The sequence below is a fragment of the Actinocrispum sp. NPDC049592 genome, assembly GCF_040675465.1.
GTDB lineage: Bacteria > Actinomycetota > Actinomycetes > Mycobacteriales > Pseudonocardiaceae > Kibdelosporangium.
The window spans coordinates 291,159-317,079 of record NZ_JBFAPA010000005.1; the positions used below are offsets into that span (position 1 = coordinate 291,159).

General features: G+C 68.9%; 21 protein-coding genes. 7 read left to right on the plus strand and 14 right to left on the minus strand.

Features of this window, described 5'->3' with window-relative positions:
- The 5 genes from AB0J95_RS16020 to AB0J95_RS16040 are packed head-to-tail and all read right to left on the minus strand — an operon-like array spanning nucleotide 1 to nucleotide 5,385.
- Nucleotides 1-984 carry a glycosyltransferase family 2 protein gene (locus AB0J95_RS16020; RefSeq protein ID WP_364757679.1) on the minus strand — a complete coding sequence of 328 codons (984 nt, stop codon included), beginning with the start codon at nucleotides 982-984 and terminating at the stop codon, nucleotides 1-3.
- A gap of 3 nt (nucleotides 985-987) precedes the next feature.
- On the minus strand, nucleotides 988-1,980 hold the full coding sequence (locus AB0J95_RS16025) for a glycosyltransferase family A protein (RefSeq protein WP_364757681.1): 993 nt from the start codon (nucleotides 1,978-1,980) through the stop codon (nucleotides 988-990).
- Nucleotides 1,977-2,903: a UbiA prenyltransferase family protein gene (locus AB0J95_RS16030; RefSeq protein ID WP_364757682.1), complete on the minus strand. Its 927-nt coding sequence runs from the start codon at nucleotides 2,901-2,903 to the stop codon at nucleotides 1,977-1,979. Before AB0J95_RS16030 ends, AB0J95_RS16025 begins: the two co-directional genes overlap by 4 nt.
- A gap of 26 nt (nucleotides 2,904-2,929) precedes the next feature.
- Nucleotides 2,930-3,967, minus strand: coding sequence for an NAD-dependent epimerase/dehydratase family protein (locus tag AB0J95_RS16035; protein WP_364757684.1), 1,038 nt, complete (start codon nucleotides 3,965-3,967; stop codon nucleotides 2,930-2,932).
- On the minus strand, nucleotides 3,949-5,385 hold the full coding sequence (locus tag AB0J95_RS16040) for an aminotransferase class III-fold pyridoxal phosphate-dependent enzyme (protein WP_364757686.1): 1,437 nt from the start codon (nucleotides 5,383-5,385) through the stop codon (nucleotides 3,949-3,951). Before AB0J95_RS16040 ends, AB0J95_RS16035 begins: the two co-directional genes overlap by 19 nt.
- 250 nt (nucleotides 5,386-5,635) lie before the next feature.
- On the opposite strand from AB0J95_RS16040, the gene AB0J95_RS16045 reads away from it, so the two are divergent.
- Nucleotides 5,636-8,563 carry a BTAD domain-containing putative transcriptional regulator gene (locus AB0J95_RS16045; protein ID WP_364757688.1) on the plus strand — a complete coding sequence of 976 codons (2,928 nt, stop codon included), beginning with the start codon at nucleotides 5,636-5,638 and terminating at the stop codon, nucleotides 8,561-8,563.
- Nucleotides 8,564-9,157: 594 nt separating this feature from the next.
- On the opposite strand, the gene AB0J95_RS16050 is transcribed toward AB0J95_RS16045, so the two are convergent.
- Complete coding sequence (locus tag AB0J95_RS16050; protein ID WP_364757690.1) at nucleotides 9,158-9,367, minus strand: hypothetical protein; 210 nt, start codon at nucleotides 9,365-9,367, stop codon at nucleotides 9,158-9,160.
- Entirely contained in the window at nucleotides 9,364-10,455 is a 1,092-nt protein-coding gene (locus tag AB0J95_RS16055; protein ID WP_364757691.1) for a hypothetical protein, read from the minus strand. The genes AB0J95_RS16050 and AB0J95_RS16055 overlap by 4 nt, the downstream gene beginning before the upstream one ends.
- A gap of 194 nt (nucleotides 10,456-10,649) precedes the next feature.
- Here AB0J95_RS16055 and AB0J95_RS16060 point away from each other — a divergent pair, with 194 nt between their 5' ends.
- A complete protein-coding gene (locus AB0J95_RS16060; RefSeq protein ID WP_364757693.1) occupies nucleotides 10,650-13,520 on the plus strand; it encodes a tetratricopeptide repeat protein in 2,871 nt (956 codons plus the stop codon).
- Nucleotides 13,521-13,600: 80 nt separating this feature from the next.
- On the opposite strand, the gene AB0J95_RS16065 is transcribed toward AB0J95_RS16060, so the two are convergent.
- Nucleotides 13,601-13,999, minus strand: coding sequence for a hypothetical protein (locus tag AB0J95_RS16065; RefSeq protein WP_364757695.1), 399 nt, complete (start codon nucleotides 13,997-13,999; stop codon nucleotides 13,601-13,603).
- A 6-nt stretch (nucleotides 14,000-14,005) separates the two neighbouring features.
- On the opposite strand from AB0J95_RS16065, the gene AB0J95_RS16070 reads away from it, so the two are divergent.
- The gene (locus AB0J95_RS16070) at nucleotides 14,006-14,278 is read left to right on the plus strand and encodes a hypothetical protein (RefSeq protein ID WP_364757697.1); all 273 of its coding nucleotides are present in this window, start codon (nucleotides 14,006-14,008) and stop codon (nucleotides 14,276-14,278) included.
- Between the two features lie 224 nt (nucleotides 14,279-14,502).
- On the opposite strand, the gene AB0J95_RS16075 is transcribed toward AB0J95_RS16070, so the two are convergent.
- Together AB0J95_RS16075 and AB0J95_RS16080 are read right to left on the minus strand one after the other, a co-directional pair.
- A complete protein-coding gene (locus AB0J95_RS16075) occupies nucleotides 14,503-15,321 on the minus strand; it encodes a MaoC family dehydratase N-terminal domain-containing protein (RefSeq protein WP_364757699.1) in 819 nt (272 codons plus the stop codon).
- Nucleotides 15,322-15,325: 4 nt separating this feature from the next.
- On the minus strand, nucleotides 15,326-16,474 hold the full coding sequence (locus AB0J95_RS16080) for an acyl-CoA dehydrogenase family protein (protein WP_364757985.1): 1,149 nt from the start codon (nucleotides 16,472-16,474) through the stop codon (nucleotides 15,326-15,328).
- 128 nt (nucleotides 16,475-16,602) lie between these two features.
- Between AB0J95_RS16080 and AB0J95_RS16085 the strand changes: the two genes are divergently transcribed.
- Nucleotides 16,603-17,715, plus strand: a complete 1,113-nt coding sequence (locus AB0J95_RS16085; RefSeq protein ID WP_364757701.1) for a hypothetical protein — start codon at nucleotides 16,603-16,605, stop codon at nucleotides 17,713-17,715.
- 150 nt (nucleotides 17,716-17,865) lie between these two features.
- Here the strand turns inward: AB0J95_RS16085 and AB0J95_RS16090 are convergent, their stop codons facing one another.
- A complete protein-coding gene (locus tag AB0J95_RS16090; protein WP_364757702.1) occupies nucleotides 17,866-18,600 on the minus strand; it encodes an alpha/beta hydrolase in 735 nt (244 codons plus the stop codon).
- Between the two features lie 213 nt (nucleotides 18,601-18,813).
- On the opposite strand from AB0J95_RS16090, the gene AB0J95_RS16095 reads away from it, so the two are divergent.
- Together AB0J95_RS16095 and AB0J95_RS16100 are read left to right on the plus strand one after the other, a co-directional pair.
- Nucleotides 18,814-19,389, plus strand: a complete 576-nt coding sequence (locus AB0J95_RS16095; RefSeq protein ID WP_364757704.1) for a MerR family transcriptional regulator — start codon at nucleotides 18,814-18,816, stop codon at nucleotides 19,387-19,389.
- Nucleotides 19,390-19,430: 41 nt separating this feature from the next.
- On the plus strand, nucleotides 19,431-21,710 hold the full coding sequence (locus AB0J95_RS16100) for a VIT domain-containing protein (RefSeq protein WP_364757706.1): 2,280 nt from the start codon (nucleotides 19,431-19,433) through the stop codon (nucleotides 21,708-21,710).
- A gap of 122 nt (nucleotides 21,711-21,832) precedes the next feature.
- Here the strand turns inward: AB0J95_RS16100 and ggt are convergent, their stop codons facing one another.
- Both ggt and AB0J95_RS16110 read right to left on the minus strand, forming a co-directional pair.
- Nucleotides 21,833-23,599, minus strand: coding sequence for a gamma-glutamyltransferase (gene ggt, locus AB0J95_RS16105; protein ID WP_364757708.1), 1,767 nt, complete (start codon nucleotides 23,597-23,599; stop codon nucleotides 21,833-21,835).
- Between the two features lie 303 nt (nucleotides 23,600-23,902).
- Nucleotides 23,903-24,226, minus strand: a complete 324-nt coding sequence (locus AB0J95_RS16110; protein ID WP_364757710.1) for an NAD(P)-binding domain-containing protein — start codon at nucleotides 24,224-24,226, stop codon at nucleotides 23,903-23,905.
- 14 nt (nucleotides 24,227-24,240) lie between these two features.
- Between AB0J95_RS16110 and AB0J95_RS16115 the strand changes: the two genes are divergently transcribed.
- A complete protein-coding gene (locus tag AB0J95_RS16115) occupies nucleotides 24,241-24,765 on the plus strand; it encodes a pyridoxamine 5'-phosphate oxidase family protein (RefSeq protein WP_364757711.1) in 525 nt (174 codons plus the stop codon).
- Here AB0J95_RS16115 and AB0J95_RS16120 read toward each other — a convergent pair.
- A complete protein-coding gene (locus AB0J95_RS16120) occupies nucleotides 24,752-25,906 on the minus strand; it encodes a GyrI-like domain-containing protein (protein WP_364757713.1) in 1,155 nt (384 codons plus the stop codon). The two genes, AB0J95_RS16115 and AB0J95_RS16120, sit on opposite strands and share 14 nt — an antisense overlap.
- Between the last annotated feature and the right edge of the window lie 15 nt (nucleotides 25,907-25,921).

A 25,921-nucleotide genomic window follows, 5' to 3' on the forward strand; every position in this document is an offset into this window, starting at 1 on the left:
CTACCCGTAGAGCCTGCGGAACGACGGCGAGACCGCCCATTGCGCGATGCCGATCGCCGCCCCGGCCGCGATGGTCAGGTTGACCAGGTAGTGCGTGGCCGTGAAGAACACGCCGAACCCGATCCCGCGCAGGCCGAACACGTACCGGTACATCCGCCGGTCGGTGGCGAGATACCCGCACAGCACCAAAAGCGGCACGGCTGCCAGCGCGGGCACACCGGTGACAAGTGGCAGGAGCACGGTTGCAAGGGACAGCGCCGCGGAAGCGCTCACCCGCGACTCGGACGAGCCGATCACCCCGGCCGCATACCTGCGCTGCAAGAAGAACGGCACCTGCATGCGGGTCCGCGTGAACACCTTACGCAGCACCACCCACAGGTTCGGGTCGTCGTCGTGGTGACCACGAACCGCGGAGGTTATCCGGATCTCGTAGCGGTCGATGAGCCGCCCGGCCACGACGGCCGCCTCGGTCTGCATCAAGTGCTCGCTGAACGGGCCGACGTCGTCCCACACCTTCCGGGTCATCGCGGTGATCGCCGGCACCAGGATGTCAGTCGGCCCCTCCGCGGCCCGCCAGTAGTAGTGGTGGAACAGATTGCGGTACTCCTTGGTCAGGCCACCCGGGTTGAGCGGCTCGGGCTCGTAGTTCCCGCACACCGCACCGATGTTCGGCTCGGACTGGAGCAGCTCCACCGCGGCCGCGACCGCACCGGGGTCGAGCGCGATGTCCGAGTCGAGGAAGAACAGGATCTCGCCGGTGGCGTTGGCCGCGCCGAGGTTGCGGGCCGCACCGCAGCCGCGGTTGGCCGGCGTGCGGATCGGCGTGACGCCAAGGGATTCGGCCACCTCGACGGAGTTGTCGGTGCTGCCGTCGTCCACCAGGACGATCTCGATCGGCGAATAACTCTGTGCCTGGATCGCCCGCAGGCACTGGCCGAGCACGTGCCCGTAGTTGTAGTTCGGCACGATGACCGAGACCAGCATGGCTCACCAGCCCTTCCGTCGATGGGTCGGCCCGAAGGCGGGATCGAGCGCGGCGCGGGCCCAGCCGACCGCCGCACCGGACAACAACGCCAGCTGGGTCAGGAAATGCACCGCGGTGAAGTACATCAGGAAGCAAGGCCCCTTCTCCCGCAGCACGAACCGCGCCAGCGCGGGGTCGGCGGCCGCGAACGCGGCAAGGCCGGCCACCGGCAGAGCGCGCAGCGCGGGCCGCAGCACGGCCGCCGGGACCGTCGCGACGGTGAGCGCCGCAGCCAGCAATCCGGCGCTGCGGTTGACGACTAGGGCGCCGCGCCGAAGCCGGTTGCGCGCCATGTACGGCAGTAGTTGCGCGCGCTGGAACTGCTCGGCCAGCAACGGAAGCAACCGGTCCGCCTCGTCGTGCCAGCCGGCCACGGCCGCGCTGAGCCGGATCCGGTACCGGGCCAGCAGGCGTTCGCTGTAGTCGTCGTCCTCGCCGCTGCGCAGGTTCTGGTCGAACCACCCGATCTCGTCGAACACCCGCCGCGGCATCCCGGCAAGGGCGAACACCGCGGTCTTGGTCAGGCCCACCGAACGGGTCAGGACGTGGTGCAGGTGCAGCGTCCGGTAGATCTCCACCAAACCGTCGTCGATCAGCGGTTCCTTGGCGTAGACACCGAACACGCAGCCACACTCCGGGTCCTCCTCAAGGACCCGCAAAGCGCCCTGCACCGCACCGGTGGCCAGCGCCACGTCCGAGTCGAGGAAGAACAGCACCTCACCGTGGCTGGCCGCGGCGCCCGCGTTGCGCGCCGCCGAGACCCCGCCGTTGACGGGTTGTTGGATCAGCGTGCAGGGGAACTCCCTGGCGATGCGCGACGAGGAATCCGTGCTGGCGTCGTCCACGACGATCACCTCGAATGGGCGGCAGGACTGGGCGAACACCGACTCCAGGCACACCCGCAGGGTCTTTTCCGCGTTGTAGCACGGAATGATGACCGAGACGCTCGGGTTCACGACGCCATCACCGCCGAACGGGCCAGCATGAGCAGCACGGCCAGACCGCCGAACCACAGGGCCACGGCGACCACCATGACCCGGTCCCGCAGCATCATCCGCAGCGGATCACCGCCGCCCTGCCGCACCACGAGCACCTGCAAATAGCGGAACAGCAGGAAAAGCGCGAACGGCGCGGACAACAGCACGGCAACCCGGTGGTAAGCGCCCAGCAGAGCGTCGCTGGACAGATAGATCAGGCCCGCGACCACCGCCAACATGCCGGTGATCGGCAACAGCTGGTTGATCAGCTCGGGGCTGTAGCCCCGCAGCGCCGGGCGATGCGCGAGACCGGCGGCCGTCAGCTCGTGCCGCCGTTTCCCGATGAGCAGCAACAGCGACACCGAGAGCACCGCGACCACCAGCCACGCGGACACCGGACGGCCCACGCTCACATAACCCTGCACGACCCGGAGCACGAAGCCGATCGCGACCGTACCGATGTCGAGCAGCGGAACGTGTTTGAGGCCCCGGACATAGGCCAGGTTGAGCGCGAGGTAGCCCAGCACCGGCCAGTACGGCCCACCGGGCGCGGTCGCGACCAGCACCCCGAGCAGGGTCAGCAGCGTTGCGCAGTACAGCATTCCGGCGCGGACTGAGACCTGGCCGGCGGCGACGGGCCGATGGCGTTTGACCGGATGGCGCCGGTCACGGTCCCGGTCGATGATGTCGTTGGCCACGTACACGCATGCCGCGGCCAGGCTGAACACCACGACGGCCCACCCGATGGCGCCGAGTTCGTGCGCGGTCCAGCTCGGGGTGTCGATGAGCGCGACCGGCACCAGGAGCACGCTTTTCACCGCGTGCAGCGGGCGGGTCAGGGCGAGGAGGTCCCCGAACCGGGGCGCGGCGCGCGACCGCCTCGCGGGACGAGTTTCGAGCATGGGCGTTCCTCACAGATGCTCAGGCGTCAGAACAGGACCTTCGCGACCGACAGGGCGCCTTGCCGCCAGGCGTCCCGGCTGGTGTTGCCGTTGCGCGACGGCGCGGTGGCCACAGTGGACTCCCGCCACCACTCGAAGGTCCGCAGAATAGCGTCCACATTGGACGATTGTGGCCGGAAGCCCAGCCGGTCGCGGGCCTTGTCGATGCTGACGTAGGAGTCGGCGAGCAGCTTGTGCAGCAGGCGCCCGTACACCGGGGACAGCTTGGTCCGTTCGAGCAGCCGCAGGACCGCGAGCGCCGGCCGCTGCGGCAGGGACACCACGCGTTTGCCGTGCCCGGCCGCGTCCAGCACCGCCTGGAAGTCGGTGCGCAGCGTGCCGAACTCGGCGGCGGCGATGTTGTAGGTGTCGTTGGCCGCGTCCTGCTCGGCGGTCAGCACCGTCGCGATCGCGGCGACGAGGTCCTCGATCGCGAGCATCTGGATGCGCACGTTGCCGCTGCCGAGCACCGGGAAGTTCCGGCCCTCCCGCGCCCACTCGAACAACATCGCGAACAGGCCCATCCGGCCGGGACCGAGGAACGTCTTGGGCCGCACGATGGTCACGCACATCCCGTCGGCCCGGAACTTCTCGGCCACCTCCTCCGCCTCGGTCTTCGCGCGGCCGTAGACGTCCACCGGCTCCCGGGGATGGTCCTCCGGCGTCGGCACCAGGCTGGGCAGGCCGTACACGGCGGTCGAGGAGATGTGCACGACCCGGCCGGCCTCGGCCCGGCGGGCGGCGGTCAGCACACTGGTGGTGCCCCGCACGATCACGTCCTGGATCGCGTCGGCCGGATAGCTCGGCAGCGCGGAAGCGCAGTGCACCACCGCGTCCGCCCCCTTCAGCAGGGCCGTCATCCGCTCGGTGTCCCGCACATCGGCGATCCGGCAGGTCCACCGCTGCGGGGTGGCCGGTGCCCTGAGGTCGGCACCCACGACATCGAACCCGTTGTCCACCAGGAACCGGGCCAGGGTGTCGCCCAGCATCCCGCAACTCCCGGTGACTACGACCCGGCCGGCCATCGCGGCACCACCTTCTCCTTGATGAACCGGGTGACCAGCCGCGGCAGGCCCTTGCTCAGCGTCGCGTCCAGGCAGTCGAGGAAGAACTCGACGTCGGCCGGCTCGACCACCAGCGGCGGCGCGGCGACCAGCGGGTTGTCTCCGTTGAGGGTGTAGTAGGTGTAGATGCCGTGATCGCGGTAGAGCGCGTCCACGACCGAGCAGGTGATCATCTTGATCCGCAGCCGGGGGTCGGCCAGCAGCCCGCGCGGTGCGAGCCGGGCCGCGAGGTCGAGGATTTTCGGCCCTCCGTCAAGGAAGATGCCGTACAGCGCGCCCGCGCCGGCGATGGCGGAGACGGTGTCCGGGTGTTGCTTCTGGATCCGCTGCAGGCCGGGCGCCAGGATCCGCTCGATGTCCCGGGCCCGCCGCGGGTAGTCGTCCTCGACGGCGATGTTCACCGCCTCGATCGCCGTGGCGGTCTCCTCGCCGAACCCGTAGTAGGTCGTGCTCGTGCTGTGCACGACGGCGTCGGCGAGGTTGTCGAACGCCTTGCGGAACACCGGTTCCCGCGCGATGTAGGCCGAGATCGATGACTTCCCGCCGCCGAACGACTTCGACGTGGTGAGCAGGTCCGGGACCAGGCCGGTATAGCGCATGAAGTGGAACAGGCTGCCGGTCTTGCCCCAGCCCGTGTAGATCTCGTCGAAGATCAGCACGATGTCGTTGTCGTCGCAGAGCTGCCGCAGCCCTCGCAGGAACTCCTCGGAGCAGCAACGCATCGTCGAGGCGCTGAACGGCTCCACGATGATCGCGTACACGTCGCAGCCGCCCCGGGCCGTACGCGCCGTGGCCACCGCCGCCCGCACCGCGTCCAGATCGCCGTAGGGAAAGGCGACCACGCCGGGGATCTCCGGAAAGCGGAAACCGCCGGTGCCGGTGAGGCTGCCGGAGCCCAGCAGCTTGCCGTGGAAACCGATATCGGCCCGCAGAATGGTGCCGCGCTTTCCGCCGTGGTATTTGTGCGCGACCTTGACGGCTCCCTCGACCGCCTCGGCCCCGGAGTTGGGAAAGAACGACATGTTCAGGTCGCCCGGCAGCAGCTGGGCGAGGTTGTGACTCAGCGTCGCAATATACGGCGAGAAGTAGGTCTTGTGCACCTCCATTCGGTGCGCGTCCTGGAAACGCCGGCGGGCGGCCAGAATACGAGGGTGGTTGTGCCCGTGGTTGAGCACGCCGACACCGCCGGTGAAATCGAGTATCTTGCGGCCGCCGGTGGTGTGCAACCAGGCGCCTTCCGCCCGTTCGACGAGCTCCCGCCCGAAACCGAACGAGGTCATCAGCGCCACCTGGCTTCGGTTGACATACCTGCGATAGAGGTCGTGCACGTGCCGTGCGGTGAGCTGTTCACAGTCGTCGAGACTCAGCAATTGAGCCACGGTTGTCCCCCTTCCGTCTACCGGACAACGCGGTTCCAACGGCGAGACTGCATCCCGCCTGTCAAGAAGTTGTAAGAGCACCGCTTGACACGGCAATGGGGAGCGGAAAGGCTTGTGTCACACGCCAGCTGGATAACCGGGACGGGATATGCGGTTTCGTGTGCTCGGCACCCTGGAAGTTCGTACCGACAGTGACCGGCCATTGCGGCTCGGTGCCACTAAACAACGTATTCTGCTTGCCGTCCTTTTGTTGTACGCCAATAGGCCGGTTGACACCGCCCGGCTGGTCGACGCGCTGTGGCCGCGCCGCGCTCCCCGGACCGCCCCGGTCGCGCTGCGTACCTACGTTTCGGCGCTGCGACAGGTGCTCATGCTGGCCAAGGGCACCGAGCTGCCGTGCCTGGCGACGGTGCCGGGCGGGTATCAGTTGCACTGCGCTCCAACCGATCTGGATCTGCTGGCGTTCGAGGATCTTGCCGCGCAAGGACGTCAGGCCGTGGTCGGCGGCCACCCGGCGCAGGCCGCCGAGCGGCTGCGGCGCGCGCTCGGGCTGTGGCGCGGCCGCCCGTTCGAGGACGTGCCGCTGGACTCGGAGTTCAGTGCCGAGCTGGCCCGGTTGGACGAGCACCGGCTGAGCGCGCATGAGGCACTGTTCGGGACGCAGCTGGCGTTGGGGCACCATCAGGACGTCCTGCCCGAGCTGCAGGCCCTCGTCGCCGCTCAGCCGTTGCGGGAACTGTTGTGGTCGCAGTGGATGCTCGCGCTGTACCGGTCGGGCCGACGGGCGGAGGCGTTGCGGGCGTACGGGGATCTGCGCAGGCATCTGGTCCGTGAGCTGGGCGTCGAGCCTGCGCCGCCGCTGCAGACGTTGCACCGCCAGATCCTCGCCAGCGACCCGGCTCTGGCTCCGCCACCCAGCGTGCGCACCAGCGGCCCACCGGTTCCCCGGCAGCTTCCCGCGGACATCGGCACGTTCACCGGCCGGGAGGCGGAGCTCGCCGCGATCGAAACCCTTGCCAGTTCGACGGATCCGCCACGGGCGTTGGTGATCAGCGCGATCGACGGGATGGCGGGCGTCGGCAAGACCGCGCTCGCGGTGCACACCGCGAACCGGCTCGCCGACCGGTACCCCGACGGGCAGTTGTTCGTGGATCTGCACGGGTTCACTCACGGCGTCCCGCCGGTCGATCTGGGCGACGCGCTGGAACGGATGCTGCGGTGCCTGGGCGTTCCCGGCGAGCAGATCCCGGTCGATCTCGATTCCAGGGCGGCGCTGTACCGCACGCACCTGGCCGGCAAGCGCGCGCTGATCGTGCTGGACAACGCCGCGACCGAAGCACAGGTCCGCCCGCTGCTCCCGGGCACGGGTGGCTGTCTGGTCCTGATCACCAGCCGCGCGCGGCTGGCTGGGCTCGCCGAGGCCGAGCCGCTTTCGCTCGACGTGTTGCCGCCCGACGACGCCGTCGCCCTGTTCGTGCGCGCGGCCGGGCCTGCCGTCGCGAATCAGCCCCGGCCGGTGCTCGACGAGATCGTCCGATTATGCGGGCATCTTCCGCTGGCGATCCGGGTGGCGGCGGCGCGCATGCGCAGCCGACCGCACTGGACCGCCGCGCACCTCGCCGAGCGGTTGCGGGACCATCAGCACCGGCTGAGCGAGCTCGCCATCGGCGGGTTGTCCGTGACCACCGCGATCGACCTTTCCTACCAGCACCTTCCGGCCGACGGACAGCGGATGTACCGGCTGCTCGGGTTGCATCCGGGGCCGGGCTTCGACGTACATGCCGCTGCCGTGCTGGCCGGCACGTCCGTCCGGGACGCCGAGCGGCTGCTCGACACCCTGGTCGACATGCACCTGGTGCAGGAGCCCCTTCCCGGCCGCTACCGCTTTCACGACCTGCTGCGCGCACACGCATGCGGCATCACCGATGCCTCGCCGACCGCCGCGGTGACCCGGCTGTTCGACCACTACGCACACCTGGCGGGCGTGGCCACGGATCTGCTGTATCCCTACCGCGCCGACCGGGTTCCGCACATCCAGCACCCGACCGGTGTCCCGCAGACCATGCCGGACAAGACCAGCGCGACGGCCTGGCTTGACGTCGAGCTGACCAACCTGCTCGCGGTCGCCACGCACGGCTCGCCGCGCCACGCCTTGTGCCTGTCCGAGTCCCTGCACAGCCACCTGCTCACCCGGGCGTCGTTCGATCACGCGATCACCTTGCACCGCAACGCTTTGCGTCTGGCCAGGTCAACCGCGGACCGGGCGGGGGAGGTCATCGCCCTCGGCGGGCTGGGTACCGTCTATCTCCTGCAGATGCGCTACCCACACGCGGTGCAGCAGTTCGAGAAGGCGTTGCACATCGCCAAAGAGATCGGTCATGCCGACGGTCAGTGCACTGCGCTCAACGGCCTTGCGTGCGTGCATCGGGCGCATGGCCGGATCGGGCTCGCCACCGAACTGTTCGAAGAGACCCTGCGGATCGCCCGCGACACCGGGCATCTGACGGCGCAGCTCGAAGCCCTCCGCGGCCTCGGCCATGTCCACCGCCACATGCGCCGCCACCGCGAGGCCACGCGCTGTCTCGAGGAGGCGCTGGAGATCGCGCGCCGGACGGGCAACCTGGACGGCGAGCTCAACGCGCTGTGGGCCCTCGGCCACGTCCACTGGCTGGAGCACCGCCGTCAGGAGGCCGCCGCCTGCCACACCCGCGCGCTGGAAATCGCCCGTTCCACGGGCAACCGGGTCGGCGAGCTGCGCGCGCTCACCGGCCTCGGTCACGACAGCCTCATCCGGGGCCGCTACGACGCCGCCACCGGTTACTTCAGCCAGATCGGCGCCATCGCCGCCGAGATCGGCGACCCCAACTCCGAGTTCGAGAGCCTGTACGGCCTCGGCCAGGTCCACCGCGCCACCGGTCGGCCACACCAGGCCGCCACCCTGCACGAAACCGCCCTGACCATCGCCCGCAACCTCGGCCAGCCCACCGACGAGGCCCGTGCCCTCACCGGCCTCGCCCACGCCCACCGCGACCTCGGCCACCCCGACCAGGCCCGCCACCACTGGCAACACGCCCTCAAGATCCTCACCGACCTCGGCGTGCACGACGCCGAAGAAGTCAGCGCCGAACAAATCCACGCCCACCTCTCCGCCCTCCCCACCCCCGCACCACAGACCTGAGTGGACCTTCCACGCGGCCCGAAGACGAATCGGTCATCGGCACCCCTCGCCCACTGTCCAATATGGACAACTCTGGATGGAGTGCCCGCGAGCCGGAAATACCGGTCCGCGCGCCTTCACCGGAGTCGAACCACTCGAACACCCCGGGCCACTTCGGGTCGAAGGCATGCAGCCGCTCGATGGGGGCCTGCCGGATGCGGCCGCGCATCCCGCGGGCCTGGCCGAGACACTCGGCGATCGCCGCCGCGAGCAGTTCGCTGCTGTCCAGGTGCGGAATTCCGGTGTGCTAGTCCGTGCCGCCTTGCCGCAAAGAGCCGGCCGCATATCTGTGTCTCGGGCCGCGGTCGGGCAGGCTCCCGACGACCCCCGGTTCGTCGAACTCGTCACCGCGGCCCGAGGCAAGCACCGAGTTCCGCGACTAGTAGCAGGACTACACGGTCCGCGAGTTCGAACCGGCGACAGTGGTGGCCATCGACCATCGCGGCGCCCGCGGATCGGGCTCGACATGTTCCGGCTGCGCTCGGACCTCCTGCTGGTCGTGCGGATACCCGAGAGTCCGGCTGACCTGCGCCGGACCGAGTCACTGCTCGGCCCTCAGTCAGCAGGTCCGATCGGCGGCAGCTGCACCGAGACGCCGTCGATGGTCCAGCCCTCGATGCCCGCGGCGGCGCAGAGCAGGTGAGCGTCGAGCACGGCCCACAGCTGGAGCACCCGAAACCGTTGTTCCACCGGCGGGTGCACCGCCGGGGCGGGCTGGACAGCCTCGCCCCGGCGGCACCCCTCCCGCGCCCGGTGCTCGGTCATTGCCGTTCGATGACGAACGGGGCGCCGGTGTTGTCGTTGCCCACGGCCCAGATGTGGCTGGTGCCCGGCCGGGCGGCGACCGCGTACAGCTCGCTGTAGTCGCCGGCCGGTGGGCTCGCGACCCGTGACCAGCGAGTGTCGTCCCACCGCAGGGTGAAGGTCCGATACTGCGGGGTGCTGTCGTTGGTGGCGATGTCGCCGACCGCCCAGACGTCGTTGGCGCCACGGGCCGCAACCGACCGCAGCACGGGGAACAGGCCTGGTGTCGGGCTGGCCACAACGCTCCACGCCGTGCCGTTCCAGTGCTCGATCAGCGTCCGGGTCGGCGCTCCCTCACTGACCTGCCCGACGGCCCAGACGTCGGCCGCGCCCACCGCCACGACGGACGTGAGGGTGTACACCGGGAACGTCGAAGTCTGCGGTGCCTTCGGCATCGGCACGAGGCTCCACGCGGTGCCGTCGAAATGCAGCGAGTAGGTCTGGTTGTGCGCGTCGGTGTCGGTGTAGGTGCCGACCGCCCAGATGTCATCGGCGGCGCGCGCCGAGAGACCGGTCAGGCTGCTGATGTTTCCCGGATTCGGCTCGGGGATGACTACCTGGGTCCATGCTGTGCCGTCCCAGTGTTCGACGAGGGACTGGATCCCGATCTTGCCCACGGCCCATACGTTGCCGGTACTCAACGCCGCCACGCCGACCAGGTCCGACCGCACCGGCAGCGCAGGTGCCCGCACCGACCAGGCATTACCGTCCCAATACAGGGCAGTGCCCTGGCGACGGCTGTAGCCGCTGACACGGTTCGATCCGACGATCCATGCGTCGTCGGCCGCGGCGGCACTCACCGCGGACATCTGTACGGCGGGTAATCCTGTTGTGCTCACCTGATTCCACGCTGTGCCGTTCCACCGCAGGATTCCGGCTGATCCCACCGCCCATGCGTCCGCGTCGGTGCGTGAGTACACAGCGGTGAGGACGCCGCCGACAGGTCCCGGAGCGGGCACCTTCGTCCAGACACCCGCGCCTGCCACGGCTGGAGCAGTGGCGAGTAGCAGAGCGGCTCCGGCGATGCCGAGAGCTCTTGGCAGAATCATGAAACCCCCTCATCGTGGAAAAGACGCCGCCCTAGGGTCCCGGTCGTGCGCACAGCGGACCTCCAGCCATGACTGTGCGTGCGCTGGATGCAGGCTGGCCTGCATCCTGTTGGAGCACGGGCGAGTAGGGATTTCGCTGCTACTCTCGCGTTTCAAGACGGGCGTGGGTGATGCTGTTTCGTGTCCTGGGATGTTTGGAAGCGCGCTCGGCCGGTGGGCAGCCGGTCCGGCTCGGCGCCGCGAAGCATCGCGTTCTGCTGTCCATCCTTTTGTTGCAGGCCAACCAGTCGGTGCACACCGAACGCCTCGAGGCCGCACTCTGGCCGGGAAAGCCGCCTCGTTCGGCGCCGGCGGTGTTACGTACCTACGTGTCCGCATTGCGGCATTCCTTGGGGTTGACCAAAACCGAGCTCGCGTCCGTGCCAAATGGCTACCGGCTGACCCTGCGGCCGGAGGATCTCGACCTGACCGTCTTCACTGACCTGCACAGGCAAGGACAGCAGGCGCTTGTGGACGGCGACCCGGCGCGAGCGGCCGAACTGCTGCGCAGCGCGCTGAACCTGTGGCGCGGCCGGCCGCTGGAAGATGTCCCGCTGGACGGGGGATGGACGATCATCCTCGACGAGATCGAGGAACTCCGGTTCACCACAGTGGAAGCGTGGGCCCAGGCCGGTCTCGACACCGGTCGTCACCACGATGTGGTCACCGAACTGCGAGCCGTCGTCACCGAGCAGCCACTGCGAGAACGCTTGTGCGAGTTGTGGATGACTGCGTTGTACAGGTCCGGTCGACGAGCCGACGCACTGGCGGCGTACCAGCGGCTGCGTGGGGAGATGGTGAGCGAACTCGGCGTCGAGCCCGGGCCGGCGCTGGCGGGGTTGCATCAGCGGATGGTCAACGCCGACCCCGGCCTGAGCACGCCCGCCGGCCGCGCGATGCCGGTCGTGCCGCGCCAGCTGCCGCCGGACATCACCGAATTCACCGGGCGCACCAACGAGATCAAGCGGCTCGACGCTTTGCTGAGCGATGACGGCGGCTCCGTGAGGATCGCGGCCGTCGATGGACCGGACGGTATCGGGAAGTCGGCATTGGCCGTGCACGCGGGGCATCGCGTGGCGGACCGGTTCCCCGACGGGCAGCTGTACGTCGACTTGCAGGGCGCTGAAGCAGGTCCCGCACCATTGGAACCCATGGTCGTCCTTGGCCGGTTGCTGCGTGCGTTGGGCGTGCCCGGTGACGAGATCCCCGAATCACCCGCCGAGGCCAGCGGTGTATGGCGAGCCATGACAGCCGACGCCAAGTTGCTGATAGTGCTGGACAATGCCCACGATGCCGCTCAGGTACGCCCGCTGCTGCCCGCCGGAGCGGGTTGCGCGGTTCTGGTGACCAGCAGGCAGGTATTGGCCACTTTGGACGGTTCGACCCACCACCTGCACCTGGAAGTGCTTTCCCCGGCGGAATCCGTGAGCCTGCTGGAGACTCTCGTTGGCGCGGAACGGATCACCGCTGACCGTGCCGGAGCCGAACGCATCGCCCGGCTGTGCGGCCATCTGCCGTTGGCACTACGGATAGCCGGAGCCCGCTTGGCCGCACGGCCGACCTGGTCGTCCAGTGCGCTCGCGGCGCGGCTGGATGACGCCACCCGGCGGCTCGACGAGTTGCAGATCGCCGATCTCGGTGTGCGTGCGAGCTTTCAGGTCAGCTACCAGTACCTGGTCACTGGCAGTGGTCCGGTCGATCAAGCCGCCGCAACGGCCTTCCCGTTACTGTCCCTTCTGGATGGTCCCGACTTGAGCCTGCCCGTGGCGGCCCGGCTGCTCGACCGGGCCGAGCCCGAGACCGAGGCGCTGCTCGAGCGTCTCGTCGATGCCCAGCTGCTGGAAACCCCCGCGCCGCACCGGTATCGGCTGCATGACCTGCTCCGGCTGTTCGCTCGCGAGCACGCCGCCCAGCGTTACGCTGTGCAGGAGCGGACCGCGGTGGTCATCCGTGCCGTCGAGTGGTACATCGCGACCACCTGGCGGACGTTCCGGCTGCTTCGCCCCGGCGACACCCGGACCCGCATGTGCGCGGACGGCGGCGCCGAGTTCAATGACGTGAAAGAGGCCTTGGCGTGGCTGGAAACCGAACGCGCCAACCTGGTCGCCGCCGTGCTGCAGACCGCGGAACTGCCTGGCGCATCAGCCGATCTGGCCATCACGCTCGCGCAGGCGCTGTTCGGCTACTTCCAGGTCCACAACCAGTGGCACGACTGGATCAGGATCAACCAGACCGCCCTGGCGGTGGCACGCCGGACCGGTGACCTCGCCGCGCAGGCCCAGGCATGCTGCGACCTCAACGTCGCCTACGACTTCCGTGGCAAGTACGAGGAGGCCATCGACTGCCTGACCGAAGGACTCACAATCTTCCAGCTCCTCGGTGACCACCACGGCCAGTCCGCGTGCCTCAACGGTCTCGGCGTCGTCTACGACAGCCAGGAACGCTATGCGGAGGCCCAGGAGTGCCTGGAGCAAAGCCTGTCGATCCAACGGGATGTGCACGATCGCCGCGGCCAGGCGTTGAGCCTGAACAACCTCGGTGTCGTGCACAAACGCCTGAACCAGGACGAACGCGCGCTGATGTGCTACCAGGAGGCCCTGGACATCAGCGAGCAGATCGGCGACGACCGGATGCGGGCGGGCGTGTTGACCAACTTCGGTGAGATCCACGAACGGCAGGGCAACTACACCGAAGCGCTGTCCTGTCACGAACGCAGCCTGCGGATGTTCCGCCGCCTCGGCGACCGGCAGGGACAAGCGCTCAACCTGGGCAACCAAGGCCGGTTGCACGAGCACCGCGGTAACTACCCGGAGGCCCTCACGTGCCTGGAGGAATGCCTTGTCATCCAGCAAGAGCTGGGTGACCGGCGCGGGCAGGCCGAATCCCTGCAACAACTCGGCTCGATCCTCTACCTGCTCGGGCACACCGACCAGGCCCGTGCGAGGTGGCGCGACTCCCTCGCGATCTTCACCGACCTCCGCCTCCCCACAGCGCATCAGCTGCGAATGCTCCTCGCCACCTCATGAATGCGGAACCTCCCAGCACCGACTGTTCACCGCCATTTCTGGAGTGGCCCCACCGAAGGGCCTCAGTCCGCGGACAAACCTCACTTGATGCCGCAGACCGACAGGTCCTCGGTCAACGGAGCCAGCACCGCCGCGAGCGCCGCCGTAGTACCGACACTCGCGGCTGGTACGTCCGGGTGATGGGCTTTTCGTGGGACGCACGTCATACCACGATGGCGGCGGGCGGCGAGGCGTACGGCCGAGGTGCGGCGCGCGGCTGGGTGGGGCCTGGTCGCGGTGGTTGTGATCGGGTTGGTGGTGTTGCTGGTGACCGGCTGGAATGGGTGGTGGTTGGTGTTGTTGGTACCCGCGGTGGCCGCTACTGTGTATCTGTTGATGTCCGGCCGTGCCGATGGCTGAGCCGACAGGCACGGGCTGAACTCGAAACGCTGGCGGGGCGCAGCACGGGACTGCAGCCGGCCGCCGACCGTGGCCGGCACGCGGAAGTGGAACTGCGCCAGAAGATCGGCGTCTACGTCGACGAGATCGTCGGCCGCGATCTGGGATTGCCCTCGTGGCTCGAGCGCTCACTGGGCCCAGGACCACGCCCCGACGGCGTGCGGGAGTGGATTGCCACCGCGACCGACGTGATCTTCTACCGGATCGTGTACCGCGTGCCCACCCTGGCCTACGCGCTGGGCGACCGGCCGGAGGCCGAAGGCGAGCGTCAGGCCGAGTACGACAGACTCGTGAAAGCCTGCGAGGACTGCCGGATGTAGTCAGGCGCCGTGCGGGCCCGATGCACGCGGTCTCAAGGCCGTAGCGGGGCCAGGAATGGGCGGCGAACACCTCATCCAGCTCGATCAGGCGGATGTCCGCGAGTGTCAGTCCGGCGCGGGTGTTCGTCGGTGTCGATATCAGCGGCGGCGCGATGACCGGCAGCCCACGTCCCGCGCCGCCGAACCGGCCGATCGGAGTGCGGAAGGGGGCGCGGATCACCGTGTCATGTCTGGGTTTCCTTCCGCAGGCCAACGGTGAGGGTGCTGCACACGCTGTCCTGGCCGCGCAGTTCGAGTGTCGAGCCGTTCATCTCGATCGTGGCGGGCTGCCCGCAGAAAAGCGGCGCCACGTTCCGGTGTGTCAGCGTGGTGACGACCGCGTCGGGATGTTCAAGTCGCAGCACCTCAGCTAGGGTCAGTGACATCAGCGGCCCGTGCACCACAAGCCCGGGATAGCCCTCGACGAGAGTGGCGTACGGCCAGTCGTAGTGGATGCGGTGCGCGTTCGCGGTGGCCGCGGAGAACCGCATCAGCAGGGTGGGATCGGTCCGGAAGGCCCACCCGTCTTCGCGGTGCAGCAACCGTCCAGGTGGTCCGGTCGGCGGTTCGGCCGGTTCCACAGCGGGGCCGCGCTCCCGGTACACGATGTCCTGGCGTTCCTCAACAACCAGTCCGTCCACATCGGACAGGTGGACGCGCACGACGACGATCACCAGACGCCCGGAGCGCCCGGTCTTCTCCGTCACCGACTCCACGGTCGCTGATCGGGTGACCGCCGAACCGATCCGAAGTGGACGGTGTATCCGCACTTCGCCGCCCGCGAACATCCGGCGCGGCAACGAGACCGGCGGCAGGAACGTGCCCCGGGCGGGATGACCGTCGGGGCCGAGCGAGCCGGAGACCGGCCAGCGCGGCAAAGCCACCCAGTGCCACAGCGGCGGCAGTTCGTCGCCCGGATGCGGGGAGTCGAACAAGGCGGCCAGCGCGGCTATGGGCGCCGGGTCGACCAGTTCGACGCTCGTCTCGGTGTGCGGTTCCCACATGCGGTCAGCCCCTGTCGCGGGCGATGAGCTGCGCGGCGATGATGTTGCGCTGGATCTCGTTGGTGCCCTCGCCGACGATCATCAGCGGCGCGTCGCGGAAGTAGCGTTCGACATCGAACTCCTTGGAGTAGCCGTAGCCGCCGTGCACCCGCAGCGCGTCCAGGGCGACCTGCATGGCGGTCTCGGACGCGAACAGCTTGGCCATCCCGGCCTCCATGTCCGCGCGCTCCCCCGCGTCCAGCCGTTGCGCGGCATCCAGGGTCAGCAGCCGGGCGGCGCGCATCTTGGTGGCCATGTCGGCCAGCAGGTTGCCGACGGACTGGTGCTTCCAGATCGGCTTGCCGAACGACTCGCGCTCCTGCGCGTACTTCACGGCGTCGTTCAATGCGGCCTGCCCCACACCCAGGGCACGTGCGGCGACCTGGATCCGGCCGACTTCGAGGCCACGCATCATCTGCGCCCAGCCGTCGTGGGGTGTCCCGCCCAGCACGGCGTCCGGACCCACGTGCCTGCCGTCGAAGACCAGCTCACACGCCTCGACACCGCGATAGCCGAGTTTCGGCAGCTTCTCCGAGATCGTCAGCCCGTCGCCCGGTTCGACGAGCAACACGCTCATCCCGCGGTGAGCAGGCTGGGCGGCACGGTCGGTGACGCACAGCAGGCCGATCAGGCCGGAGTGGGCGGCGTTGGAGATCCAGGTCTTCGTGCCGGTGATCGACCAGCCTTCGCCGTCGGGCACCGCGTGGGTGCGCATGGCCTGCAGGTCGCTGCCGCCGCCCGGTTCGGTGAGGGCCATGGTCGCGCGGATCTCACCCTCGGCCATCCGTGGCAGGTACTTCGACCGCTGGTCAGGCGTGCCGAACGTCTTGATCAGGTAGGTGATCACCGAGTGGCCGCCGATCGCGCCCGCCAGGCTCATCCAGCCCCGTGCCAGTTCCTCGGTGACCCGAGCGAAGCACGCGGTGCTGACGTCCACGCCGCCGTACTCGGCGGGCGCCAGCAGCCCGAAGAACCCGAGCTGTTTCATCTCCTCGATGAACTCGGCCGGGTAGATGTCGTCCTGTTCGAACTCACGGACCCGCGGGCGCACCCGTTCGTCGACGAACTCCGCGACCAGCGCGACCATTCGCTGTTCCTCGTCGGTCAACGTCACGTTGCCGTCCTTTCTCGTGCCTGCCGGAGCGGCGGCGGGGATCTGCTCCCGCCTGAACCGTGCCACGATGGGCTTCCGTCGGCCGGATGGGAGTTGCCGTGGCACGAAGGACGAAAAGCATACGGTTGTTGGCCAGCACGCTGGCCATCACCGCGATGGTGGCCATGCACACACCCGGAGTCATGGCCACTCCGGGTTCGCCGTTCACCGAATACGGGCCCGTGCCATCCGCGCTCCCGGTCGGCGGGGTGTGCGAGGTCGAGTTCGACCGTTCCGGAAAGCTGTGGGTGGAACAGTATCTGAGCAGTCAGATCGCCAGGTTCGATCCGGATTCCGGGCAGTTCACCAACTTTGACACCCCCATGCCGTTGTCGGTGCCGGGCGGGATGGACCTGGACGCGGCCGGCGCGCTGTGGATGCCTGGCGTCACCAGTAACAGCCTGATCCGGGTGAACACGAGCAACGGCACCATGTCCGAGGTCATGCTGCCGTGGGCGAACGCGTTCCAGACCACGCTGCTGGACATCCCGCTGCACGTGGGTCTGGCTCTGTCCAACGACATCGCCTGGGGCGCGGACAACGCGTTGTGGTTCACGCTGGGCGGCCTGGACTCCATCGGCCGCTACGACCCGGCCACCGGGCAGTTCAGCAAGTACACCGTGCCGGGCGAGATTCTGGGACAGGTGCATTCGCTGTTCGGCATCATCAAACCCGGCCCCGGTCGCACGATCGTGTTCGGCGTGCCGCAGATGAACAAGATCGGCATGATCGACGTCGACACCAAGCAGTTCACGCAGTTCACCATGCCGACGCTCGCGTCCTTCCCGGTTGGTGTGCGGACGGCGCCGTCGGACGGCTCGATCTGGGTGGGCGAGTCGCTCGGCATGAAGATCGCCCGGATCAACCCCGCCACCGGGCAGATCACCGAGTACCCGCTGCTGGGCCTAGACGGCCTGCTGACCAGCATCCTGAGCGGTATCGGCAACCCGCTGCCGATGCCCGGCCCGATCGCGGAGGGCAGCGACGGCAACATCTACGTGTCGATCAGCTTCCCGGCCGCCGTCGGCCTGGGCAACCAGGTCATGCGCTTCAACCCGGTCACCCGGCAGGTGCGGATGTGGCCCACCCCGTCGGCGGCGTCCTACCCGTGCGACATCAACCCGCACGACCCAGGGCGGATCTGGATGGGACTGCTGACACCCAACAAGATCGCCAGGTTCGACATGGCCCTGGCGAACTAGGGGTGTTCGGCTTCCGCCACGGCGTCGAGTGCCGTGCCGCTGAGGGGAGCCGTCGCCGTCCTCTTAGGACCCTCGAGGCGATGTCGTGCGGCTCGTCCAGCACAAGCCGCCATCGAGGAGGACCGAGGCCCTCCTCGATGGCGGTGGCTGCTACAGGTCTTGCTTCAGGTGGCGGGCGAGGAACCGGTTCCCGTCCTCCCCCGCGTGCTGCGGGACGCCGGTGTGCCCGCCCATGTTGGCGTGCAACGACTTCTCCTTGGAGCCGAAGGCGTCGAACAGGTCGAGGACCATCTGCCGGTCGTTGCCCTCGTCGTCCCACTGCAGCAGGACGTGCAACGGAATGGTGACCTGCCGGGCCTCCTCGAACATGCTGCGGGGCACGTAGCTCCCGGCGAACAGGACGGCGGCCGAGATGCGCGGCTCGACCACGGCCAGGCGGGTGGCGATGGCGATCACCCCGCCCGCGAACCCGACCGGGCCGCCGATCTCGGGCAGCGCGAGCAGGGCGTCCAAGGTGGCCCGCCATTCCGGGACCGCCTGTTCCACCAGCGGGAGGACGAGCCGGTCGACGATGTCGTCGGTGACCGGTTCGCCGGCCGCCAGCGCCCGGCGCAGGTCGGCGCGTGCCTCGTCGACGACGGCCAGGCGGGGCCGGTCACCGCCGCCGGGGAGCTCGATGGTGGCCGTGGCGTACCCCTCCGCCGCGGAGTGCTGGGCCCGGGCCACCAGCCTGGGGTACATCCGCCGTACTCCGCCGGGGTGGCCGAGCAGGATCAGCGGGGCCGGGACGGATGCGGGTGTCCACAGGATGCCGGGGACCTCGCCGAGGGTGAACTCGCGCTCGAGGACGTCGCCGTCGAGGCGCTGTTCAGAAGTGAATCGCACGGTCGTGCCTTTCGGGAGTGCTCGCGAACGGCGCTCCCGGGCGACCTATCGCCCGACCGTGACCTCAGAGGGGAGCACCCATGTCGTCAGGTTCACGGGTACCACCTCCTCGGTCTCTCGCACGGCCACCGGAAAGGTAGCAGCGGCCGCCGCGGTCCGCCAACGGTTTATTGGACGTTGACAGTGTCACGTTGACAGTGTCATTGTGGAGCGGTGGACGAGGACGGGCTGTGGACGTTGGAGCAGCTCTCGGAGCGGGTCGCCGACGCGCTGGCCGTGGACTATGACGGGCAGCCCAGCGGCCGGGTCCGGGAGCTGCCCACCGGTCGCACCATCCGGTGGTACACCACCATCGGCCTGGTCGACCGGCCTGCCGGGATGCGCGGGCGCACCGCCCTGTACACCCATCGACACCTGCTGCAACTCGTCGCGGTGAAGCGCCTGCAGGCTGCGGGCACCTCACTCGCGGACATCCAGCGGCAGCTGGTGGGCGCCACCGACGCCACGTTGGCGGAGCTGGCCAGGGTCACGGGGGACGCGTCCAGGCCCGCGCTCCGGCCCGGACGGTTCTGGGCGGCCGCGCCTGCGGCCGCCAACGGTGACAGTGTCAACGACGAGTCGCTGGCGCGGACCGTACACGGCGTCCGTCTCACTGACACTGTCACGGTACTGCTCGACGCCGCGACACGAGCGCCGGACGCGGCCGAGGCCGCCGCCATCCAGGCCGCCGCCGCACCACTGCTCGACCTGCTCAGCCACCTGGGCCTGGACAGAGGGGACAGAACATGAACGTGGATCTGCGGGGTCCAGAGGCTGCCGAGGATGCCGGTATGGGTTGTCTGCGCACGTCGCGAGGCAACCTACCGCTCGACGAGATCGATGTGCGGGCCACCGTCACCGGCCTGGCCAGCCAGGTCGAGCTCACTCAGGGGTTCGTCAACGGCCACACGGAACCGTTGGAGGCCACCTACATCTTCCCGTTGCCGCCGCGGTCCGCGGTCACCGCGTTGCGGATGCTCGTCGGTGATCGGGTGGTCGACGGTGTGCTCAAGGAACGCGGTGAGGCGAGGGAGGACTACGACCGCGCCATCACCGGGGGCAAGCGCGCGTCCATCGCCGAGGAGGACCGGCCGGGCGTGTTCACCATGCGGGTCGGGAACATCATGCCCGGTGAGCGCGTCACCGTGCGGCTGACGCTGGCCGGGCAGCTGCCGTTCGAGGACGGCCAGGCGACATTCCGGTTCCCGCTCGTCGTCGCGCCCCGGTACATCCCCGGTTCGCCGCTGCCCGACGGTCAGGTCGGCACGGGGACGGCGCTGGACACCGACGCGGTGCCGGACGCCTCCCGGATCAGCCCGCCGGTGCTGCTGCCCGGCTTCCCCAACCCGGTCCGGCTGTCCGTCGGCGTGGACATCGACCCGGCCGGACTGCCCTTGTCCGGCATCGAGTCGAGCCTGCACACGGTGGTGACCGAGGGACGGCATGTCCGCCTCGAACCGGGTGAGCGCGCCGACCGTGACTTCATCCTGCGGCTGCGGTTCGGCGCCGAAGACGCGGTGTCCACGTCGCTCGCGGTGTTGCCTGACTCCTCGGGTGGCACGTTCGCGCTGACCCTCGTTCCCCCGGCAACGGCCCGCGCCGCCCGGCCAAGGGATGTTGTGCTGGTCCTCGACCGGTCGGGGTCGATGGAGGGCTGGAAGATGGTCGCGGCCCGGCGCGCGGCCGCACGCATCGTCGACACACTGACCACAGTGGACAAGTTCGCGGTCCTCGCGTTCGACCACACCGTCGAAACGCCCCCGGACCTGCCGGGCGGGCTGGTGGAGGCCAACGACCGCAACCGTTTCCGGGCGGTCGAGCACCTCGCCGGGCTGGATGCCCGCGGTGGCACCGAGATGCTGGCGCCGCTGCAGCAGGCCGCCCGCCTGCTGGGCACCGAAGGTGACCGCGATCGCGTGCTGGTGTTGGTCACCGACGGGCAGATCGGCAACGAGGACCAACTGCTGCGGTCGCTGTCGTCGGAGTTGTCCGGCGTGCGCGTGCACACCGTGGGCATCGACCGCGCCGTGAACGAGGCGTTCCTCCAGCGGCTCTCCGGGCTGGGCGGCGGGCGGTGCGAGCTGGTCGAGTCCGAGGACCGGCTCGACGAGGCCATGCAGCACATCCACCGCCGGATCGCCACTCCCCTGGTGACCGGCCTGCGCGTGACCGCGGGCTCGTTGGCTGTGGACCCGGGCTCGCTTGCGCCGCAACCGTTGCCTGACCTGTTCGACGGTGCGCCGGTGGTCATCGGCGGACGGTTCACCGGGCCGGCGACCGGCACGGTCACGGTCACCGGCGATGGCTGGCAGACCACCGTCACAGCCACACCGAGCGACAACACCGCGCTGGGCGCGGTCTGGGCGCGGGCGCGGATCCGCGACCTGGAGGACAGCTACGTCACCGGCGGGCAGACCGAGCACGAGATCGTGGAAACCTCGCTGCGCTACGGGGTTCTGTCCCGGTTCACCGCGTTCGTGGCAGTGGACGACGAGGTGGTCAACGAAGCGGGCGGCCTGCACCAGGTGACCCAGCCGGTCGAACAGCCAAGCGGCTGGGCATCCCTCAGCCGGTCCCGGCCGGCCATGCCCTTGGCCGCCCCGGCCCCAGAGCTGTTCATGCCGCGAGGAGGAGGCTACGGCTCCGCCCCAAGCTTCGCGGAAGACAGCTTCGCGCTCGCGGAGGAAAGCGAGGCACTAGGTGTGATGCCGGACATGATGCCGCCATCACCACCCGCCCGGGCGCGGCGGGATGCGGCGCCGGAACACCAGACAGTGCAGGAGTTCGCGGCTGTCGAGCTGTGGCGGCTGCAGTCGTCCACGGAAACCGACCCGGCGAACCGTGCCGGTGCGCTGAGGGCCCTGGCGGACCGGATCCGCCGCCTGATGGCGGCCTGGACGGCGGAGGACGAGCCGGCGGCCGCCCGCAAGGCACTCGCGGACCTGGCTGTGCAGCTGTCCTTCTTCGGAAATGACCCGGCCGACGTCGACCACCGTTGGCAACACGCCATCACCACGCTGGAAAGCCTGACGATGAACCGCCCTCGCCGCCGCACGTTCTGGAAACGCTGACACACAATGACAAGGGCCGCACCGTGCGCCATGGTGCGGCCCTTGTCGCTGCGCCCGTTCTGGGCTCGCCCTTTGAAGCGCACAGCGCCCCGCCGCCACGGTCGGCGGCGGGGCGCTGTCGTTCAGTGGCGTGGACTCACCACTGCGGCGGCGGTGCCATGCCTGCGGACCGGTTCGCCCGCGGCGAGGATCTTGCCGTGTGGCAGGAACTCCAGACCCGCGGCGATGCCGATCGCACTCACCTGGTTGAAGGACTGGCCGAGGGCTTCCAGGCCCTTGGTCGACGGCTGGGCGAGGTACGCGGGTTCCGCGTCGGTCTTGGCCGTGTTGCGTTGCGACATCCGGGGTGCCGCGATCGCTTGCGGCAGGGTCATCCCGAGGTCGATCCGGTTGATCAGGATCTGCAGCACGGTGGTGATGATCGTTGCGCCGCCAGGGGAACCGACCGCGAGGACGGGTTTGCCGTCCCGCAGCACGATGGTCGGCGACATGCTGGACCGTGGCCGCTTGCCCGCCGCGGGCAGGTTGGGGTCGGGCGCGGCGCCCTGTGTCGGCGCGAAGTTGAAGTCGGTCAGCTCGTTGTTGAGCAGGAACCCGCCCACCGAGATGCCCGAGCCCCCGGCGGACTCGATCGTGTTGGTGTAGCTGACGATGTTGCCGTAGCGGTCGGCCACGACGAAGTGGTTGGTGTGCTGTTCCGGGGTGACCTGCGCGGTGGCGGCGGGTACGGTCGCGCAGCCCTTGCCGTTGGGATCGCCTGGCGCGACGGGGCTTGTGGCCGCCTTGGCCGGGTTGATCAGGCAGGCACGGGACTTGCCGAAGTCCGGGGACAGCAGCTGCGGCGGGACCTTCACGTACGCGGGGTCGCCGATGTAGCGGTTGCGGTCGGCGTACGCCAGTCGCGCGGCCTCGATGACGTGGTGCTGCGCCTGCGTACTGTCCATTCGCGACAGGGTGAAGTTGCTGAGGATGTTCAGCGTCATGCCCACGGTCGTGCCGCCGCTGGACGACGGGGCCATGCCGTAGATGTCGTAGCCCCGGTAGTTCACGCGGGTCGGCGCCCGCTCGATGACCCGGTAGTCACGCAGGTCCGATAGCTTCATCGAGCCAGGAATGGCCGTGATGGCCGCGTTCTTGCTCAACGGCGGGTGCTGCACGGCGTCGACGACCGCCTTGCCGATCGAACCGCCGTAGAACGCGCGAGTGCCCTGCTTACGGATCTGCCGGTAGGTCTCGGCCAGGTCGGGGTTGCGCAGCACCGAACCGGCGGCCAGCGGTTTCCCACCTGGTAGGAACAGCTTGGCGCTGCTGGAGAAGTTGGCGAACTTGGTGGCGTTCGCCGCGGTGTCCTCGGCCAATGCGGGGTCCACCACGAACCCACGCTCGGCCACCCGCTCGGCCGGCAACAGGTTGTCGGCCAGACTGAATCGACCCCACCTGCGCACGGCCTCCTCCCACGTGGCCAGCATGCCGGGCACCCCGACCGAAAGTCCACTTTGTACGGCGGTGTTGAAGTCGCGCGGCTGTCCGGTCGCGGGATCGACAAAGAGCTTCTCGTCAGCCGCGGCCGGAGTGACCTCCCGGCCGTCGAGCGTGGTGACTTTCCTGGTCCTGGCGTCGTAGTAGACGAAGTAGCCACCACCGCCAAGACCCGCCATGTACGGATCGGTCACGCCCAACGTGGCGGCCACGGCAACAGCCGCGTCGGCGGCCGTGCCTCCTCTTCGCAGCACGTCGATCCCGGCCTGGGTCGAGTCGGGGGTGTCGGAAACGACTGCCCCGCCATAACCTTCGGCGACCGGCTGCTTCGACGGCGCCTGCCCAGCGAACGCTGAGCCCGCAACCGCGGGAGAAACGGTCAGGCCGGTGACGGCGCCCAGCGTCACCACGACATGAAGACTGGCATGAAGAATCGGCCGTTTACGCATCGGCATCCCTTCCCGGGCAGCGGTGACCGGGTCTCCGGCGGCACCACATCGTCGCCCGTGAACCTCTGTAGCAAAGGTCTAGCACCCAGGAAGCCGTGTCTGAAACGAACTTGAGCCAGATTTAGGGAACCCGCCCCGAACGCGCTCACCCCGGCGATCACCCACCAGGTCCCACACTATGAGAAGCCGTATCGGCAGAACCTCAAGACGCCACCGATTTCGTGGGCCGGCCAGAACCGACTCGCCTCGACCGCCCAGCCGCTCCTACCCAGTTGGTCTACAAAGGACCGTCTCTGGATGGTTCTTGTTCGACCTCGGCGGCCGCGTCGCCGAACACAACGACATGGGCCTGCGTTGCGGCGTCCACATTGGACGACGCCACAGTAGCGCGGTGGCTGCCGCCACCTTCGAGGCGTGCTCCGTGTCGGCGGCCACGGTCACCCGGTGCCCCGCTTTGGTGGCGGCGTCGCTGAGCGCGCCGCCGACGTTGCCCGCCCCTATGATCGCCAGACTGGACGGCAATCTCGCCGCCCGGCGATGAGTTTCGCGCGGTGGTCCGGTCAGTACTGGTGAGGCGTTGTTCCGCACCGCGAGGAGGAGTGATGACGGTGACCGAGCCGACTGGCCGGATGGTGTCCGATTTCAGTGAGCCGGGCAGCCCGGGTGTGGCCTGGACGGAGGTCGAACGGGTGCTGCGGGAGTCGGAGATGTTCTGGCTGTCGACTGTGCGCCGGGATGGGCGTCCGCATGTGGCGCCGCTGCCGGCGATGTGGCTGGATGGGAGGCTGCACTTCTGCACCGGCGCGCAGGAGCAGAAGGCTCGCAACATCGAGGCGGATCCGCGTTGCGTGCTGACCACGGGCTCGAACACGTACCGCTCGGGTCTTGATGTGGTCGTCGAAGGCGCCGCCGTGCCGATCACTGACGAGGCCGTGCTGACCCGGTTGGCGGGGATGTGGCTGGACAAGCTCGACTGGCGGTTCGAAGTCGTGGACGGTCAGTTCAGCGACTCCACGGCGGGCGACCACCGGGCGGTCGTGTTCGCGGTGACGCCGGTGAAGGTGTTGGCGTTCGCCAAAGCCCCGTACAGCCAGACCCGCTTCACCTGGCCCGCTACACGGCCTTGACGGGTTGCCGCAGGATCGTCTTGAGCTTGGCGGGAGGGGTGCGGCGGGCGTCGCTGAGGTAGATCTCGTGGTGGTCGCCGTTGAAGGTGAGGTTGTTTTCGGGGAAGTAGACGTTGTGCAGGCGGTCGAGGGTGGGGGTTTCGTCGTCGTAGGAACCGATGTGCAGAATCTGCACGGAGGTTCCCTCGGTGCGGGTGTGCAGCCGGATGCCTTTGAGGGCAGGGTTTTCCTTCTTCTTGGCGACGGTGTCGACCGCGGCCTGGACCATGTCCTCGGTGATCCAGTCCGGCTGGTTGATCATCAAGGTCCAGGCCCAGGTGTCCTTGTTCCGGGTGACGAACGCGGTGGGGTCGTCCGCTCGCCACAGTCCTTCCAAGGGGCCGACCACGAAGTCCCGGCCGAGGGTCTTCTTGCTGGCGAACTTCAGCGTGTATGCCACGCCGTACAAGGCTTCCACGGCGTTCGCGTACTCGGCCGCGGTGTTCGGGTCGCCTCGTCCGTCGACCGCGATGTACCGCAGCTCGGGCACGTCGACGACGACGAAATCCTTCGACGGCGGCGAGTAGAGCTCCTTGTAGGCCTTCTTGACGTCGTATTTGTCCACAGTAGACTCCTGGGTGAACGTGCCCACGGTGGCCTCGGTCCAGCCGATGTCGGCCCTGAGCATGGTCTCGCTGTAGTCGAAGATGGCGGCCGCGGCCGGGGGCAACGGTTCCTGCGCGGAACGGGCGGTGCGCACCTCGGCAAGCTGGTCGCGCAGTGCCTGCAGGCGCGCGGTCAGGCCGGTCACCACGTCCGCTTCGGGCAGGCCGGGGCTGTTGGCCATCGCGATCAGCACCCGCGCCCGGATCGGCGTCAGCTCGGTCAGCGCCTCGCGCGTGGCGGCGGCACACAGCTCGTGGCCAGCCTTCGTGACCCGGTAGGTGGCGCGCGACTTCGCCGACGCTGGGGCGCTGGTCGCCTCGATCAGGCCGCGTTTGGCCAGTTTGTCGAGCACGTAGTAGATGGAGGAGAACCCGAGCGCGGTCCAGGCCCGGACGCCGCGCTCCTCGATGACCCGCTCCAGCTCGTATCCGTGGCGCGGTTGTTCGGCGAGCAGGCCGAGCACCGTCAGCTCGCCATCGGTCAGCGCTGAAGTCACGCTGCTATTCTAGCG